This is a genomic window from Nitrosomonas sp. PY1, from assembly GCF_022836435.1.
Lineage (GTDB): Bacteria > Pseudomonadota > Gammaproteobacteria > Burkholderiales > Nitrosomonadaceae > Nitrosomonas.
Window position 1 is genome coordinate 935,051 of sequence record NZ_BQXC01000001.1, and the last position, 17,835, is coordinate 952,885.

Consider the following 17,835-nt stretch of genomic DNA (forward strand, 5'->3'; position numbering starts at 1 on the left):
TTTATGTTTTTTGATCTGACTGAACAGCTTCGAATTCGCGAGAAAAAATCTCTACGGCGTATTCGTTCTGTTGTCGATGGTCCCCAAGGCAGTCATGTTACGATTGATCACCATGAGTATCTCGCATTTACCAGTAATGATTATCTGGGATTGGCAAATCATCCGGATTTAGTACAAGCCGTTTGTGAGGGCGCGCAACGGTTTGGCGTGGGTGCAGGTGCATCGCATATGTTGCACGGCCACTTCAGCGTACATCACGAATTAGAATGCGCGCTAGCACAATTTGTTGAGTTTCCTGCGGCTTTGTTATTCTCTACAGGATATATGGCGAATATTGGCGTCATTACTGCCTTGGTGGGACGTGAAGATGCGATATTTGCTGATAAATTAAATCATGCTTCACTGAATGATGCAGCGCTTTTGTCACGTGCAGCATTCATTCGATACTCGCATTTAGATCTTGTGACGCTACAACAACGACTGGCCGTATCCCGAGCAAAACGTAAGCTGGTGATTAGTGATACAGTTTTTAGCATGGAAGGGGATAAAGCACCTATTTCTGAATTGATTGCGCTATGCGAACAATATCATGCGATGTTATTGCTGGATGATGCACATGGATTTGGTGTATTGGGTAAACAAGGACGTGGTAGCTTGTTTCTTGAGGATCACAATGCGAAGCATTCTCCCAATGTTGTGTATATGGCAACACTGGGGAAGGCGGCAGGTGTGTTTGGAGCGTTTGTGGCAGCACAAATGGATGTGATAGAAACACTGATACAGTCGGCACGTAGCTATATTTATACGACAGCGGCGCCAGCGCTGCTATCACAAGCATTGTTGGCCAGCTTGAAGCTGATAGAGGAAGAAGATTGGCGACGCCAAGCTTTGATACGTAATATTATGCAGTTGCGCGAAGAACTGAAGTCTCTATCGTGGCGACTGATGGCTTCTGAGACGCCGATTCAGCCTCTTTTGATAGGTAACAATGAACAAGCGGTGCAGCTTAGTGGGGCATTACGAGAGCGAGGTATTTTAGTACCTGCAATTCGCCCGCCGACGGTACCACAAGGTACGGCGCGTTTAAGGATTTCGCTTTCCGCAGCGCATCAACCGCAAGATATTGAGTGTCTTGGGCAAACATTGCGTGAATTAGCCGCATCATGACGCATTTGTATATGGAATCGTTTGGCCAAAATGATAGCCCTGACTTGGTGTTATTGCACGGATGGGCAATGCACATTGGTATTTGGCATGAGGTTTGTGAACCGCTCAGTCGGCATTTTAGATTGCATTTAATAGACCTGCCCGGGCATGGCAACAGTGTAATTGGTGAATTGGAAACCTTACAGCATTGGGTGGATAGCATTGGTAGTCTTTTGCCGAGACGCTGTTTTGTCGTGGGTTGGTCACTGGGAGGGCAGATTGCTATGGAATTGGCGCTGCAATATCCACAGCAAGTACAAAAATTAATTTTGGTCGCCACAACGCCATGCTTCGTTAAACTCGATGGTTGGACATTCGGTGTTGAGCCTAAGCTATTAGAATTGTTTTGGGAAAATTTGAAACGAAACTATCAAGCAACGATTCAACGTTTTCTCACTTTACAGATGACGGGGGATCGACGTGCGATTCAAAATGTACAAAAATTACGTAAACACTTTTTTGAGAAAAAGCAACCGCATGCAATGGGATTGGAGCAGGGGCTAAAAATTCTGCAAACGAGTGATTTGCGCTCACATATACCTGCGATACAGCAACCGGTTTTATTATTGCACGGGGATAGCGATGTGATCACGCATTTGCAGGCTGCCTATTGGATGCAACAGCAAATCCCACAATCTCGGTTAATTACTTTTACACATTGCGGTCATGCACCTTTTTTGTCTGATCCTGAACAATTTGTGGCTTGCCTAAGTGGATTTTGAATATATTCTCGATAAGAAGCAGTTGCGCAATGCTTTTGAAAGAGCTTCCAGCAGTTACGATGAGGCGGCTGTGTTACAGCGTGAAATCAGTAACCGCATGCTGTCGCGCTTGGAGTATATCAAATACCAACCGGATGTTATTCTGGACGCTGGTAGCGGAACGGGTTATGGTAGCCAGCAATTATTAAAACATTATCCTGGAAAGCAGCTTATTGCTATGGATATTGCACGAGCAATGCTCCTTCAGGCCCGGCCCAATTCAAATTGGTGGCAGAGATTGTTACCGGCCATGCGACGCCATCACTATGTTTGTGCTGATATTGAGCAAATTCCATTTAAGCAAGAAAGTATTGGTTTGATTTGGTCTAATCTGGCTTTACAGTGGTGTAATGATTTAGAACATACATTGACTGAAATGCACCGTATTTTGCGGGTCGATGGTTTGTTGATGTTTAGTACTTTTGGCCCGGATACTTTAAAAGAGTTGCGTCAATCATTTGCACAAGCCGACTCATTTAGCCATGTTAACCATTTTATCGATATGCATGATATAGGTGATCTTCTTTTGCATCGCGGATTTACCGAGCCCGTTATGGACATGGAGTGTATTACAATGACTTACCCGAGTGTTTTAAATATCATGCGTGATTTAAAATCGATCGGCGCACACAATGTGACGCAGGGTAGACAATCCGGTTTAATGGGGAAAACTGCTTGGAGAAAAGCGTTATCAGCCTATGACAAATTACGCATCGATGGCAAATATCCAGCTACTTTCGAAGTGATCTATGGTCATGCATGGAAACCACCTTCGCGAAAATCGGTCTTAACGCCGGAAACACGCCGCCAATTGGGCTTAATTGATTGATTCACTAATCAAGCAAAATAACAAATGGCAAAAGGTTTTTTTGTTACTGGAACGGACACGAATGTTGGAAAAACTACAGTCAGTTGTGCATTGTTGCGTGCGTTTTCGGTCCAAGGATATAGAGCGGTAGGTATGAAGCCGATTGCCGCAGGCTACGAAAATGGTCAGTGGCAGGACGTTGAATTATTACTAGCGGCAAGCAATGTAAATGTTACGCAAAAGCAAATAAATCCTTATGCTTTTGAAGCGCCTATTTCTCCGCATCTTGCTGCGCAGCAAGAGAACGTAACGATTGATTTGTCTCTGATCAACGACTACTACAGGCGGCTTTCTATGCAAGCGGATATCGTAATTGTAGAAGGTGCAGGCGGTTTTTTAGTGCCGTTGAATGATTTTCAAACAGGAGAGGATCTCGCAAAAATACTCAATTTACCTGTAATACTGGTGGTAGGCATGCGCCTGGGGTGTTTGAATCATGCTTTACTAACGGCCAGGGCGATTAGTGCAGCACAGTTGAATTTTGTAGGATGGATAGCCAATTGTATTCAGTCACCGATGGTTGCCATGACTGAGAATATTACAACATTAGAACAGCGGCTACAGGTGCCGCTGCTTGGTATCCTACGTTTTGGTGAGCAAACTAATGGATTCACGGCAGTGCCAAAAATTTTGCTTTGTTAACATAATTGCTAGTGAATGCGAGTTTAATGACGAATCAAAAAAGAGACTGTTTGATCAAGCTGCTTTTTTATCCACAGGGACTGGCGGGATTTTACTGGCATTGTTGCGTGCTAAGTGTTTTGCGAGCTTGTCACTAATTGGTAATTGGCAGGTGCGTTCAACCGTAAGGAATTCTCCCGCTGAGTGTGACTCCAGAAATACGTACTCACCATCGGGTCGTAAACATAAATCGATAACACCATATTCGAGACATATTTGTTTCATAAATAACAATAGCCTATCTTGCATAATCGCAGTTAAACTATGACGCCGATAATGTACTGAACTGGATTGTGTTGTATGGAACGGCATGTTTTTATCCATATCAACTGCAGCAGTAAGAATTTCCGTACCGATAATGGTGGCACGAATATAAGCGGTGCCACGTATCCATTGTTGGAAAAGAATGGGTTCAAGCTGTACTTTATCAATCTGTGCAAACTCTTCTGGTTTCATTTTTCGTGTTTCGTACTCACTACGAAAAGCTTGCAGCAGTGGTTTATATATGATTTCGCCGTGATAGCGCTGCCAAAACTGTTTTACTCGATCAGCAGTTGTGGTTAGTAAAGTATCGGGTACTCTTAATCCGCACTGCTTTGCTAACTCCAGTTGCCATGGACGGTGCGCTGCAGCAGCATCTCGTACAACGTTATTAACCCAAAGACAATGATTATCTTGCCACAGTCCATGTAACGAAGTTGGTTCTGTCATGGCGAAGTGCCGAGATAGAGGCTTCAAGCTTTGGATGTGTTGTCGATAGTTCTGGGGTCTGCGCCACCAAACCGCACTGATTTCGGTGCTATCAATCAGCTTATTTTGTCCGATCTGTAGCCAAAATTTTCCAGAGTCTCGCACCGATAACGCTAGGTTCATACTCATTAAAGCAGAAAAATTCGAGAAATCAAGTGAGTGAACATCACTGACTTTATGCTTTCCCAGTGCGGTGATTATAGAATGCGCATGAGTATCATTAGGTTCAGATATAATCAGAATGGACATGAGATTTATAAAATTTATTATAATAGTTATTTAGTTATGAAAATACTTCGCTGTTACTGTGCGGTAAAAAGCATCGCGATTCTATAGTATTCCCCTAAGAATTGAAATTAGCTACAGTCGAATCTCATTTTTTTTGCCACTCCAAAGTTTAACTTCAAGCTAGTTGGAATGATATTACGTTGTATAGGCATCAAGTAATTCATTAAAGTTCAATCAGGTACGATAAGAAAGGCAATAAAATGTACTATAACAAATAGAGCGATTAATAATTGCTTGATTTTCCAAATTTATCTTATGTTTGCTATCGTAGGCATTGAGAGTGAATCAAACTTCAGAAGATTTACTAACAACCCTATTGGGAAGGTGTTTGACAAGAGAACGGATCCTCGGTAGATTGCAAAATGAAAAAAGGTAAGTAATTTTTTACGGCTGTATTTAGCGTACCATCTTTTCAAGGTACCTGATTACAGTGGCATTTTGAACAATCCCTTGTATCATATGTCTTTCATTGAAACATTCCAAGGTATCTGGTTTCATTGTGTTCAGGCCGTGTATGGGGTAAATATTTTATATTTTTGTGGGTCACATGAATATGTCCGAAGCAGCAACAATAATAACTCAAACAAATTCCAGCGATTGCGAACAACCAATTGTGAATCGTACTGATCCTGTAAAGGACAGCGGGAATACTGCTGGTTTAAGTGCGAATGATATTGCGGCCTTAAATGAGCGTTATCGTTCACTTAATTTTGAAGAACGCTTGCGCAAGCTATATGTTGATTTCCAGCCGGAAAAGATTATGGTGACGTCGTCTTTTGCTGCAACATCCGCTTATTTCTTACATATTATTTCGCGGATTCGTCCTGAGCAGGTCATTTTTTTTATTGATACCGGTTTTCATTTTCCAGAGACCCTGATGTATCAAAACTACCTTACTAAGCTTTTTCATTTGAAGGTACAGGATGTTAAAGCTGATGCATATCAGCATGAATACAGCGTTAAAGAAAGATTGTATGAAAAAGATCCGGATTTCTGCTGCACAATCAATAAGATTAATCCATTAGAAGAAATTAAACCGAATTACCATATTTGGGTTTCGAGTTTGATGCGCTGGCAAACGGATCATCGTGCTGGATTGGATATTTTTGAAGAGCGTCGCGGAATTATCAAATTTAATCCGATGATAGATGTTACTCGCGAGGAACGCGATGCTTATATCGTGGAACATAAGTTACCGTTTCATCCGTTGGTTGAAGAAGGATATTCTTCTATCGGATGTAAGCACTGCACAGTAAAAGGTGAAGGCCGCAGTGGTCGTTGGGTAGGTAAACCCAAAACCGAGTGCGGCTTGCATCTATAGCTTGCATCTATAGAAAAAGTCCTGAGTAGAATTAAATTAACTGGTGATTTGTTTAAACTTAGTGTTCATTGTATGAATCAGTGCTGATTGTATACCAGGCTCCCATACTGAATGTCCGGCATCATTGATAACGATATATTCTGCTTGTGGCCATGCTTGATGTAAGTCGTCTGCGCTGACAATGGGGCATACAGCATCATAACGGCCCTGCACAATGGTCGCCGGGATATTGTGTAGCTTGTGAATATTGCTTAATAGCGCATTATCAGGTAAAAAAATGTTGTGCGTAAAATAGTGCGCTTCCATACGGGCGAGTCCTAGCGCAACTGCATCGCTTGCGAAGTAGTCAACAACCGATGGATTGGGGAGTAATGTGGAACAGGATCCTTCATATATTCCCCAATTGCGTGCCATTGGCATATGGATAGCCGGGTCTGGATGAAGTAAGCGTTGATAATATGCAGCTAAAATATCAGAGCGTTCGCTTTCCGGTAGAGGCGCAACAAACTGCTGCCATGCTTCCGGGAAAATGGTACGCAATCCATAAAGAAACCAATCAATCTCTGTTTTGCGGCAAAGGAATATTCCGCGCAAAATAAATCCAAGACAATGTTCTGGGTGTGTTTCACCATAAGCAAGTGCTAGTGTGCTACCCCAGGACCCACCAAATACTAGCCAACGATCAATTTTTAAGTGATTGCGCAACAACTCCAAGTCATTAATTAAGAGCGGCGTTGTGTTATTTTTGGTTTCTCCCAATGGCGTTGAATGTCCCGAGCCTCTTTGATCGTAAATGACAATACGATAATATGACGGATCGAAAAAACGACGATGAGCGGGCGATGAACCTGCGCCTGGTCCGCCATGTAAGAACACAACTGGCACGCCATCTGGGTTGCCGGATTCCTCCCAATACATGGTGTGTGTACTATCAAGCGATAAGAATCCTTGTTGGTAGGGTTGAATTTTAGGATATAGTGGGTGGTGTGAGTGGACATTCATAATATTGAGATCGATGAGTTAATATTCGCGTATTCATTGTAATAGAAAAAAGCGTGCAAATATCACTGAGCTTAGCACTTGGTTCTATTAGGGTTCTGCTATATTGGTGCGTATTTGTTAATGTCATAGGATCTACATGGTGGGTATAGTATTAAAGGAACAGGAAATTTCAATGTTGAGAAAACAAATAGAGATTCTAATGCATGAACGCCAAAGTTTGCTTGATGCAACTGGGGCTGCCGCTGTTTTTATTGCAAGCCTAGATAGTGCAAGATTACCTAAATCTGCTCATCAAGCGGCTAAATTACTGGCTCGTTTGCTGAATAGCTTACCCGAAGAAACGTTGCGAGACGCTTTGGAAAAAGTCAATACAAAGCTTGTGCATCGATGAATGATTCTAAGCGGCAAATGGTGCCTAAAGTCGGATTGGTATTGACTGGAGGGGGGGCGCGCGCAGCTTATCAAGTGGGTGTTCTAAAAGCAATTTCGGAACTATTGCCAGATAAAAAAATAAACCCTTTTCCTGTGGTATGTGGTACATCCGCTGGTGCTATTAATGCTGCAAGTATTGCTGTGTATGCTAGTAATTATGCTGAAGGGGTGAATAACCTTGAAGCGGTATGGTCAAATTTTCACGTTAGCCAGATTCACCGTTCTGATTTTTTGGGCGTCGTACAAAACACTTTGCGGTGTATGCTTTCATTAGTGTCTAGTGAATATGGGAAATCTCGTCCTATTTCTTTGTTGGATAATACGCCACTACAAATGCTATTGCGGAGTAAGTTCTCTTTTCGTTCTATTCCTTACTGTATACGAGAAGGTTCACTGCATGCGATAGGACTTACGGCATGGGGATATACATCTGGAGAATCGGTTACATTTTTCCAAGCTGCAAAAGGGGTAATGCCTTGGAGAAGAGCTCAAAGAATAGGAGTTCCTGTGAAACTGGGCGTTGATCACTTGTTAGCTTCTTCCTCGATACCGTTTATTTTTCCAGCGGTAAAGTTGAATCGCGAATATTTTGGTGATGGATCGATGCGTCAGCTGGCGCCTATTAGCCCAGCATTGCATTTAGGGGCTGACAAAGTATTGGTAATTGGTGTGCGAAGAGCGATACTGGATGAACCTAGAAGGGTTCAAGCTACAGGCTATCCACCTTTTGCGCAGATCGCCGGACACGCGTTTAATAGTATTTTTGTGGATAGCTTGGATGTCGATCTAGAACGCCTGTTGCGAATCAATGAGACAGTTGCACAGGTATCTCATGAAGTGCTTAAGGAAAAAAATATGCGATTACGTCCGATTGAAGCAATGATGATCGCACCCACTCAGAGTATCAATCAGATTGCACAAAAATATGCGCATACTTTGCCGTGGGTCATGCGTTATTTGTATCGAGCAGTGGGAGCGCTGGGACCGAATGGTTTAACTTTATTGAGTTATGTTTTATTTGAATCGGCTTTTTGTCGAGATTTAATCGAATTGGGTTATTACGATACCTTGCAGCAACGGAATGAATTACTGAAATTTCTTGGCGTTGAAACACATATCTGAATTGTGGATAGGTATCATAGCCATACAATGAACAAGAATTATTAGGAAAATAAATGAGTTTTGATGATCCTCAATTTTGGATTGCAGTGCTACAAATTATCGCCATTGATATTGTATTAGGGGGCGATAATGCTGTGGTTATAGCTTTGGCGTGCCGTCGCTTGCCAGAAGATCAGCGTAAATTGGGTGTCTTTTGGGGAGTTTTTGGTGCCATTGTTTTACGGATTGTGTTGATTTTCTTTGCATTAAGCTTACTTGCGATTCCATATTTAAAGATAGTTGGTGCATTATTGCTGCTATGGATTGGAGTCAAACTATTACAACCCGAATCTGATGGTGGACATGAAGTCGGTGCCAGTACGACTTTGATCGGGGCTATCAAAACCATTATTGTCGCCGATGCAGTGATGAGCTTAGATAATGTGATTGCCATTGCGGGAGCGGCAAAAGATGAAATGGGGCTCGTCGTTTTTGGTTTGGTAATTAGCGTACCGATTATTGTATGGGGTAGTCAATTGGTAATGAAACTCATGGAACGTTTTCCAGTGACAATTGCTATTGGTGCAGGGTTACTCGGTTGGATTGCGGGTGATATGTTTGTTTCTGATGTTGTAACCAAGCAATGGGTCGACGCACAAGCGAATTATTTGCATTGGATTGCGCCTATGGGCGGTGCAATTCTAGTAGTTTTTACGGGCAAAATGATTGCCAAATTAAAGACTGATAAACAAAGAGTTATTGTTGATTTGGCGGATGATGCCGCACCGAAGAAATAATTAATTATTTTCCATTCATTGAGAAATTACGCATGTTGAAAATGCTATTACCCGTCGATGGCTCGGATAACTCTGATAAAGCGGTAGCTGGCTTTATATCTATGATTAATTGGTATAAAGAGCTGCCAGAGGTGCATTTATTAACAGTTCAAACACCATTAAGTGGTAATATTTCATTTCATATCAATGCAACAGATATCAAACAGTATCATCATGAAGAAGGCTTAAAAAGCCTCGAAAATGCCCGCAAATTGCTCGATCAAGCAGGAATATCTTATCGGTATCATATTACGGTGGGGGATCCGGCTGAAATGATCGTACAGTTTGCGACAGAACAAAAATATGACCAGATCGTCATAGGGCCGAGAGGTAAAGGAAACATCGAGGGCTTATTATTGGGATCAGTAACTAATAAGGTAATGCAATCGGCATTAATACCTGTGCTACTGGTTAAATAATTGTTTTGTATGAGGCAAAAATCTTTTGAAACTCAGAACGCTAGGGTGTAGCGGCGGTATCGGTAGCGGGGAACAAACCACTGCTTTTCTGTTAGATGAGGATATTCTCATCGATGCGGGAACGGGGGTTGGCGGTTTGCGTAGAGACGAAATGATCAAAATTGATCACATTTTTTTAACGCATGCACACCTCGATCATGTGGTATTTGTTCCTTTTTTAGTGGATACAGTTGGTTATGTGCGTGATAAACCAGTCACTGTTTACGTAACAAAGGCGACGCATGATGTTTTGCAAAAACACCTATTCAATTGGCATTTATGGCCAGATTTCACGAAAATTCCCAACCAGCATACGCCTTATATGCGGTATCAAATTCTTACAATAGGCGATACTATCGATCTACAAGGCCGTAAAATTACACCATTGCCTGCCAATCATGTTGTGCCAACGGTGGGGTATCAATTAAATTCAGGTAGATCAAGCCTAGTATTTACGTCAGACACTACTACCAACCCTGAGTTCTGGCCTATTATTAACAAAATCCAGAATCTGAAGTATCTCATTATTGAATCAGCTTTTTGCAACCAAAAAAGAAATATCGCTATCCGATCTAAGCATTATTGCCCAAGCTTGCTGATAGAAGATCTAAAAAGATTTGAGCGCCATGCCGAAATATATATTACGCATTTAAAACCGGGTGAAGCTGATATCACAATGGATGAAATCCGAAAATCCATGCCGCAGCTTAATCCGCGCAAGTTAGAAAACAATCAGACGTTCGAGTTTTAATCAACCATGGATGGTGCATATGAGAACATCGACTACTTCATTACCAACTAAAGATGGTTCCGCTACAAATCTAGTTGATGGGGGTGATGAAAAAAATTTTCCGAATCACTGGCAACCTCTGATCAATAAGATACAAGCCGCTGAAACGATCGATGAGATCATTCTCGAAGCCAGCAAAGAGATTTGTCGATTGTTCAGTGCGGATCGCGCGACGATCTATACATTGAGTGAAGATCGAACTTATCTGATTACACGTGCAAAAGCCGGTGATTCGCTGCAAGATCTAAAATTGCCATTGACCAAAGGCAGTATTATTGACTATGTCGCTTCACGTAAACAGGCAGTAAATATTGAAGATGTTTACTACAAAGGTGAGTTGAGAAAAATTGATCCATCCATGACGTTCTCGCACGAAGTGGATAAACGTACAGGGTATCGGACCAAGCAGATGCTGGTGGTTCCGATTGTGAGCGCCAATGGTGAAAAAGTACTGGGCGTTGTACAAGTCATTAATCACAAAAACAATCAAGCTTTTTCGTCGACCGATATGACAGGACTGATGGAAATTGGTTGTGCGCTGTCCGGAATCTTACAACCGCAGCCTAAAATTGCCCAAGTAGCCAAATCAAAATACGATCATCTGATTTTTGGTCGCATTATTTCAGCCGATCAGTATGAGCAGGCCGTGCTTACGGCACGAAATAAGCGCTGTGAGCTAGAAGATATTCTTATTGACGAGTTAGAGGTTAAGGCACCGCAAGTTGGTCAGGCATTGTCTTTGTTTTTCAATGTGCCTTATGAGGGCTATAAGGTGGATCGGATCAAACCTTTCTCATTGTTGAAAAACTTAAAAAAAGACTATATCGAGAACAATGGTTGGTTGCCGGTTGATGAAACCAAGGATGAGGTGACGATATTAGCGCTTGATCCTGAATTGATTAAGTCGCAGCGTATCGTCAATAATATTTTTCCCAAGCATAAGGTTATTTATACCGTTACTACACACCGAGAATTTAACCAAACCATTGAGCAGTTTTACGGTGTGAATGCGGATGATGTCGCATCGGGCGATATCAATGAAATGTTGGGTGGAATGGATGAAGGAGATAACGAAGAAGGTGTTAGCCTTAATGAAGAATCATCTGCTGCTTCTGACAATGAATTGGTCAAGTTGGTGAATAAGATCATCATCGATGCCCATAAAATGGGGGTATCCGATATTCATATCGAACCCTATGGGGGTAAGGAAAAAACTAAAATCCGCTTCCGTAAGGATGGTTCGTTGATGCCGTATATCGAAATTCCTGCCAGTTACCGGAATCCGTTGATTACTCGTATCAAGATCATGTGCGATTTGGATATTTCGGAAAAACGCAAACCTCAGGATGGGAAAATTAAATTCCGTAAGTATGCGCCTTTAGATATTGAATTGCGTGTCGCCACGATTCCTTCTGCGGGTGGTATGGAAGACGTAGTGATGCGTATTTTAGCGGCAGGAGAGCCCATTCCATTGGAAAAAATGGGATTTACCGCACACAACCAGGAAGAATTGAAAAAAATCATCAGTAAACCGTACGGATTATTTTTTGTGTGTGGCCCAACCGGTTCCGGTAAGACCACCACGCTGCATTCGATCCTGAAATTCCTCAACCGTACCGATACTAAAATATGGACTGCGGAAGATCCTGTCGAGATTACACAAAAAGGCTTGCGTCAGGTGCAAATCAATGTCAAAGCGGGACTGACTTTCCCTGCGATCATGCGTTCTTTTTTGCGAGCCGATCCCGATATCATCATGGTGGGTGAGATGCGCGACAAGGAGACGACCGGTATCGGTATCGAAGCTTCGCTAACTGGGCATTTGGTGTTCGCCACGCTGCATACCAACAGTGCGCCGGAGTCGGTCATCCGTTTGCTCGATATGGGGATGGATCCGTTTAACTTTGCCGATGCCTTGCTAGGGGTGTTGGCGCAGCGTCTTGCCAAACGGTTATGCAAATGCAAACAAGCGCATGTTGCCACAGAACAAGAGCTTAATGCGTTACTACTCGAATATTGCGAAGAGTTGAATCATATCGACCGCTTTAAAGCGAACCCCGAAGCCTCGCGGCAAGAAATCCTCGACGATTGGAAAGAGCAATACGGTGATGAGGATGGTCAGATTACATTGTACAAGCCGGTAGGCTGCGATGAATGTGCCAATACCGGTTTTAGGGGGCGCGTCGGTTTGCACGAGTTGATGACAGCGAGCGATGCATTGAAAAAGAATATCCAGGAACATGCCCGTGTCGCGGATATGTTAGTCACTGCATTGGGTGACGGCATGCGTACGTTGAAACAGGATGGTATTGAAAAAGTACTGCAAGGTATTACGGATATTCACCAAGTACGGGTCGTGTGTATCAAGTAGGTTGGGAGAAAGTGACAAAAATTGTCACTTTTTGACGCAAATAAGCACTCATAGAAGAATCTAAAAGACACCTCTGCATAACTGATTTCCTCGACTACAAAAAAATCACAGGTATTTGATTTATATATACCGGAAATGAACAGAGAAGCTTAAAAACATAGTCATGTGGAGGTCTTTAAAATGCCTATTCGATTGTTAAATGTAGCAAAACAGAATAAAAAAACCGCTCTAGGAAGAGCGGTTTTTTGTGCAGATCTAGATAGATTACTTTGGCTTCATGTAAGCTTTTAAATTAACAGAATCCTTTCGCTACGCATCCGCCTGATTTAGCCCACTGTATCGGAGATGTGGCACTAGCGGCAGTTCCTGTGAGGATGAAAGTATCGCCAGCTACAAGTCCATTTGTAGCTGCTGGTGTCATTGTTATCACTGCAGATGTTGCCGTATTACCAGAGATTACGCCCGATTGTATTTGTCCTGTTGCGCCAATTTGCCCAGGTACGCTATTGGCACCATGAGTGCAATTGAGCAGAGAAGATTGTTCTTGAAAGCATAGTTCTAGTGCCAGTTTCAGCGGTGCTGCGGCTGATACGACTTCACTGAATCTGGCTTTGGTTGTGTATGTTTGATAAGCAGGCACTGCCACAGCAGCCAAAATACCAATAATAGCAACAACAATCATCAATTCGATCAATGTAAAACCTTTTTGTATTTGTTGCATGTTTCATTCTCCTTTAGGTTGTGTAAGGCACACAAAACGTGTGTGCGAGTTATTAAGCAGGAGTCGTGCCAGAAATTTTGAAAGGGTATAGTATTTTTGTAAAAGTATTCTATATTCATCATGTTAATTTTTATATATTTTTCTATCATTGTGATTTTTGTGATGAATCTTTAATTTTCCAAAAAGCATTATTCGTCTCCAAAAACATCTTCCCACAAAGAAAGCACCGTTAAACGGTCTTCTTGCAAATGGCTGCCTTCCACGCGGGTAAATTGCTGCGCTGGGGTCTTTGTGGTGGCATTATATATGCTGTCGGTATCGCCGCTCAGGCGTTGCCGATGCTGCAAGCGGCGAAATTCACGATAGGCGATGCGGACTTTTTCTGCTTTGCCGGTTGAAATTAATCCAAGCTCGGCGGCCAGTTTGAGTAATGCGATATTGCCGATGTTGCCTGTCAATTGTGGAAATTGTTGTGAAAAACCTAATACTAGGTATTGCACAATGAATTCGACATCGATAATACCGCCGCGGTCATGTTTGATATCGAACAGCGTGGTGGAGTTAGGATGTGCATCGAGCATTTTTTGGCGCATTTTAAGTATTTCGTGACGGAGTTCGGTTGGATTGCGTTGTTTGCACAAAATCGTTTTGCGTATGCTTTCGAACAACGCACCAACATGTGTATCACCGACAACATACCGCGCACGGGTTAACGCCTGATGTTCCCATACCCAAGCCTGTTCTTGCTGGTATTGTGTAAAAGCATCCATGGAATGTACTAGCAAACCAGAGTCACCATTCGGACGTAAGCGCAGGTCGGTATCGTACAGTAATCCAGCCGACGTCGGGCGAGTTAGCCATGAATTGATGCTTTGTGCAAGTTTGGCATAAATTTCTGCGGCATCGGGATGATCGTCTTGAAAAAGAAACACTAGGTCGAGATCGGAAACATAGCCCAACTCCTTTCCACCGAGCTTGCCATAGCCGATGATTGCGAAAGCAGGCGTTTCGCGATGTCGTTTTTTTAATCCTTGCCATGCCAGTTGCAATACAGTATCCAGTATCAGGTCCGCTAGTGCGGTCAAATGATCGCTGAGCGTTTCCAGCAGCAAGGATCCTTCCAGGTCGGTTACCAAGAGGCGAAATACTTGAGCGTGTTGAAAGTGACGCAATACGTCCATTTGCCATTCGACGCTATCAATTTTTGGATTGTTGGCATGATTCAATTGATAAATCAATTCACTGCGTAATGCTGACCAATCAGGCACTGGGTTCGGTACGTCGCGACGCAGTAATTCATCCAATAAAATCGGATGGCGCCCAAGATAATCACTGACCCATTGGCTGATACTGACCAATTCTGCAACCCGTTGTAGGGTGTGTGGATGTTCTCGCAGCAATGAAATATAGGCTGTTTGCACGCTGATTTTTTCCAGTAGTTGCAACATACGCTCGAACGTAATTTCGACAGGTGGGCGTTTGGCGGCAGCTTCAATCAATAACGGAATGAGCGCGGTCATTTGTTGTTGCGTGTATTCCGACAGCAAATGATAGAAATCACCCTGATAAAATAAACGTAATCGTTTGGATATTTTCTCCGGTTCAACGAAGCCCAGCGTGCTGAGTTTCGTGGTGGCTGCTTTGGTGTCTGAAATATTCTGTACTTCGGTGCGCCACAATGAGGTGAGCGTGTCATGAGAAATAGATTTCTTGGGTGTGGCAAAAATAAGATCAAAGTGCTGGCTAACGTTGTTGCGATGGATGTCGAGTTGCTGCATGAAAGCATCGTAATTGGCGAATCCCATGCTGATGGTGATCAGATGCTGATCATCTGGATTTGTTGGTAATGTTTGTGTTTGCTGGTCATCCAAATATTGCAGGCGATGCTCAAGTTTACGCAAGAAAAAATAGGCTTCGGTGAGTTCGGTTACGGTTTGTTCCGGTAGCTGTTGTTTTTCTTGTAACCGTTGTAATACGCTCAATGTAGGACGGATATACCAATCGACATCACGCCCACCCCGTATGAGTTGAAAAACTTGCGCAATAAATTCAATTTCGCGGATACCGCCAGGACCGAGTTTGATATTGTCATGTAGCTCTCGACGTTCAACTTCCTTGCGGATTTGCGCATGAAGTTTCCGCATCGATTCATAAGCGCCAAAATCAAGATATTTGCGAAATACGAAGGGACGAACGATTCTTTCTGTCAAAATCGATTCTACGAATTCTGTTTCTTTGTTGTTCGCAGAATAGCGGGCGACCACGCGGCCTTTGATCCAGGCATGGCGCTCCCATTCGCGTCCTTGCTTGATGAAATAGTCCTCCAGCATTGGAAAGCTGATTGCGAGCGGACTGTTCTCGCCGTGCGGACGTAAACGCATATCTACACGGAATACATATCCATCTATGGTGTAATCATTGAGACTGACAATCAGTTTGCGACCGAGCCTGGCAAAAAATTCGTGATTGGAAATGCACTTGTTGCCGTTTGTTTCGCCATCCTCAGGATAGACAAAGATAAGATCAACATCTGAAGAGACATTCAATTCTCCACCGCCCAATTTTCCCATTGCGACTACCAGTAAATGCTGCGTGGTGTTGCTAGATTCGCCTTGCGGAAAGCCAAAGCGATCAGGCTGTGTGAGCCAGTTTTCGTGATGCCAAAGCGCGAATTGAATGGTGGTTTCGGCCAATTCAGTCATACTTTTCATTACTTCGGCGAGATCTGCCAAGCCATTGATGTCGCGTACAATTAAACGTAGCATGACTTGTTTGCGTAAATCGCGAAGTATCTGGTGCAGCTTATCTTCGTTGGTAATTTGTTCGGTGTGCGAGTTTAAGAAAGCTTGCATTTCATTGCGATCAAAGGATCGTTGAAACGTTTTTGTCAAGGCATGGATTCTTTCAGGCTCACTGGTAAGGAGTCTTTGTGCGTATCGACTATGAGCAATCGCATTAGACAGTCGTGTGTCTGGTAGTGAATCTAAATTAGGCATGATGTATTGTAAATCAAATAGTATGCTGGCAAAGTCGATGGTAAAATCCAATATACGAGAGAAAATTTCTGTTTATTATCACAATAAAAATAAAATAACCTGGTACTATTAAAACCATAATAGGGATAGAGAAAATGAAGATTTCAGATATCCGGTTGAAATTAGTTAGGTATATCATAATCATTGCGGTACTGTAAAAAATGTTAAAAAATACTCATGAACAATATCAACGAGCGACTGAGCATGGGAAACTGGGTAGTTTTCGTGTGGCGGCCATTCAAATGGCTTCGGGACCGAGTGTTTCGGCTAATTTAGAAGAAGCGGCTCGTTGGATTGAAGAGGCGGTAATACAACGCGCTCAGCTGATTGTGTTGCCAGAGTATTTTTGCATTATGGGAATGAAGGATACCGACAAGTTAGCGGTGCGCGAACAACCAGGAGAAGGGCCGATACAGAAATTTCTAAGCGATACAGCCAAACGCCACAAAATATGGTTGGTGGGAGGATCTGTGCCGCTTGCGACACCGGATCCCAATAAAGTTTATAACAGTTGCCTAGTATATGCTGATAATGGCGAATTGGCTGCACGTTATGACAAGATTCATTTATTTGGCCTGCAATTGGGCAGCGAGCATTACGCCGAGGAAAAAACCATTATGGCCGGAGATAAGGTGGTTACGGTGGATTCACCATTTGGCCGAATGGGTTTGTCGATATGCTACGATTTACGTTTCCCCGAATTGTTTCGCAGTATGAACAAAGTTGATATCATTCTGGCACCGGCTGCATTTACGGCAATTACTGGAAAAGCACATTGGGAAGTGCTGGTTCGTGCGCGTGCTGTTGAAAATATGGCTTATGTGATTGCGCCGGGGCAGGGTGGGTATCATGTGGGGGGTCGGGAAACCAATGGCGATAGCATGATTGTCGATCCGTGGGGAGTGGTGATGGAGCGTCTACCAAAAGGTCCAGGCGCAGTAGTTGCGACACTCGATCCCGAATATCAAACGCGTTTACGGACTAATTTACCTGCTTTAAACCATCGAACTTTACAGTTTTGTTAGCTTGCTGCCTTTTGTCCTTAAATACACTATCCTGGATTTATTAGATTGATCTGGAATGACTTCTAGATTTAATTTTTCCACTGTATCTGAAAATTTCAATCAATTCCTAGCGCATATTTCATCTAATATCTTTGTATTAAGGTAAAGTATACTGTTTAGGTAGTATTGTGATTTCAATTCATGAAATGA

16 protein-coding genes are annotated in these 17,835 nt (G+C 42.9%); 12 read left to right on the forward strand and 4 right to left on the reverse strand.

Annotated elements, in window-relative coordinates; all coding sequences use genetic code 11:
* Positions 1-3: 3 nt before the first annotated feature.
* From bioF to bioD, 4 genes are read left to right on the forward strand one after another with little or no spacing between them, the layout of a single operon-like run.
* Positions 4-1,167, forward strand: coding sequence for an 8-amino-7-oxononanoate synthase (gene bioF / locus W03_RS04300; RefSeq protein ID WP_244071729.1), 1,164 nt, complete (start codon positions 4-6; stop codon positions 1,165-1,167).
* A complete protein-coding gene (gene bioH, locus W03_RS04305) occupies positions 1,164-1,928 on the forward strand; it encodes a pimeloyl-ACP methyl ester esterase BioH (RefSeq protein ID WP_244071732.1) in 765 nt (254 codons plus the stop codon). The genes bioF and bioH overlap by 4 nt, the downstream gene beginning before the upstream one ends.
* Complete coding sequence (gene bioC, locus W03_RS04310; RefSeq protein ID WP_244071734.1) at positions 1,918-2,796, forward strand: malonyl-ACP O-methyltransferase BioC; 879 nt, start codon at positions 1,918-1,920, stop codon at positions 2,794-2,796. Before bioH ends, bioC begins: the two co-directional genes overlap by 11 nt.
* Before the next feature lie 24 nt (positions 2,797-2,820).
* The gene (gene bioD / locus W03_RS04315; RefSeq protein ID WP_244071736.1) at positions 2,821-3,477 is read left to right on the forward strand and encodes a dethiobiotin synthase; all 657 of its coding nucleotides are present in this window, start codon (positions 2,821-2,823) and stop codon (positions 3,475-3,477) included.
* Positions 3,478-3,531: 54 nt separating this feature from the next.
* On the opposite strand, the gene W03_RS04320 is transcribed toward bioD, so the two are convergent.
* On the reverse strand, positions 3,532-4,515 hold the full coding sequence (locus W03_RS04320; RefSeq protein WP_244071739.1) for an MvdC/MvdD family ATP grasp protein: 984 nt from the start codon (positions 4,513-4,515) through the stop codon (positions 3,532-3,534).
* A gap of 586 nt (positions 4,516-5,101) precedes the next feature.
* Here W03_RS04320 and W03_RS04325 point away from each other — a divergent pair.
* Entirely contained in the window at positions 5,102-5,875 is a 774-nt protein-coding gene (locus W03_RS04325) for a phosphoadenylyl-sulfate reductase (RefSeq protein ID WP_244071741.1), read from the forward strand.
* A 36-nt stretch (positions 5,876-5,911) separates the two neighbouring features.
* Here W03_RS04325 and pip read toward each other — a convergent pair whose 3' ends face one another.
* Positions 5,912-6,877 (reverse strand): prolyl aminopeptidase, encoded by a 966-nt coding sequence (gene pip / locus W03_RS04330; protein WP_244071743.1) that lies wholly within the window; start codon positions 6,875-6,877, stop codon positions 5,912-5,914.
* 172 nt (positions 6,878-7,049) lie between these two features.
* Between pip and W03_RS04335 the strand changes: the two genes are divergently transcribed.
* The 6 genes from W03_RS04335 to W03_RS04360 are packed head-to-tail and all read left to right on the forward strand — an operon-like array spanning position 7,050 to position 12,865.
* Positions 7,050-7,268, forward strand: coding sequence for a hypothetical protein (locus W03_RS04335; protein ID WP_244071745.1), 219 nt, complete (start codon positions 7,050-7,052; stop codon positions 7,266-7,268).
* Positions 7,265-8,431 (forward strand): patatin-like phospholipase family protein, encoded by a 1,167-nt coding sequence (locus W03_RS04340; RefSeq protein WP_244071747.1) that lies wholly within the window; start codon positions 7,265-7,267, stop codon positions 8,429-8,431. The genes W03_RS04335 and W03_RS04340 overlap by 4 nt, the downstream gene beginning before the upstream one ends.
* A gap of 53 nt (positions 8,432-8,484) precedes the next feature.
* Complete coding sequence (locus W03_RS04345) at positions 8,485-9,207, forward strand: TerC family protein (protein ID WP_244071748.1); 723 nt, start codon at positions 8,485-8,487, stop codon at positions 9,205-9,207.
* Positions 9,208-9,239: 32 nt separating this feature from the next.
* Positions 9,240-9,665: a universal stress protein gene (locus tag W03_RS04350; RefSeq protein WP_244071750.1), complete on the forward strand. Its 426-nt coding sequence runs from the start codon at positions 9,240-9,242 to the stop codon at positions 9,663-9,665.
* 25 nt (positions 9,666-9,690) lie between these two features.
* Entirely contained in the window at positions 9,691-10,455 is a 765-nt protein-coding gene (locus W03_RS04355; RefSeq protein WP_244071752.1) for an MBL fold metallo-hydrolase, read from the forward strand.
* Positions 10,456-10,474: 19 nt separating this feature from the next.
* Entirely contained in the window at positions 10,475-12,865 is a 2,391-nt protein-coding gene (locus tag W03_RS04360) for a GspE/PulE family protein (RefSeq protein WP_244071753.1), read from the forward strand.
* A 292-nt stretch (positions 12,866-13,157) separates the two neighbouring features.
* Here W03_RS04360 and W03_RS04365 read toward each other — a convergent pair whose 3' ends face one another.
* Together W03_RS04365 and glnE are read right to left on the reverse strand one after the other, a co-directional pair.
* Positions 13,158-13,586 carry a prepilin-type N-terminal cleavage/methylation domain-containing protein gene (locus tag W03_RS04365; protein WP_244071756.1) on the reverse strand — a complete coding sequence of 143 codons (429 nt, stop codon included), beginning with the start codon at positions 13,584-13,586 and terminating at the stop codon, positions 13,158-13,160.
* Between the two features lie 188 nt (positions 13,587-13,774).
* Complete coding sequence (gene glnE, locus W03_RS04370; protein ID WP_244071758.1) at positions 13,775-16,582, reverse strand: bifunctional [glutamate--ammonia ligase]-adenylyl-L-tyrosine phosphorylase/[glutamate--ammonia-ligase] adenylyltransferase; 2,808 nt, start codon at positions 16,580-16,582, stop codon at positions 13,775-13,777.
* 200 nt (positions 16,583-16,782) lie between these two features.
* Here glnE and W03_RS04375 point away from each other — a divergent pair, with 200 nt between their 5' ends.
* Entirely contained in the window at positions 16,783-17,646 is an 864-nt protein-coding gene (locus W03_RS04375; RefSeq protein WP_244071760.1) for a carbon-nitrogen hydrolase family protein, read from the forward strand.
* Positions 17,647-17,835 lie beyond the last annotated feature (189 nt).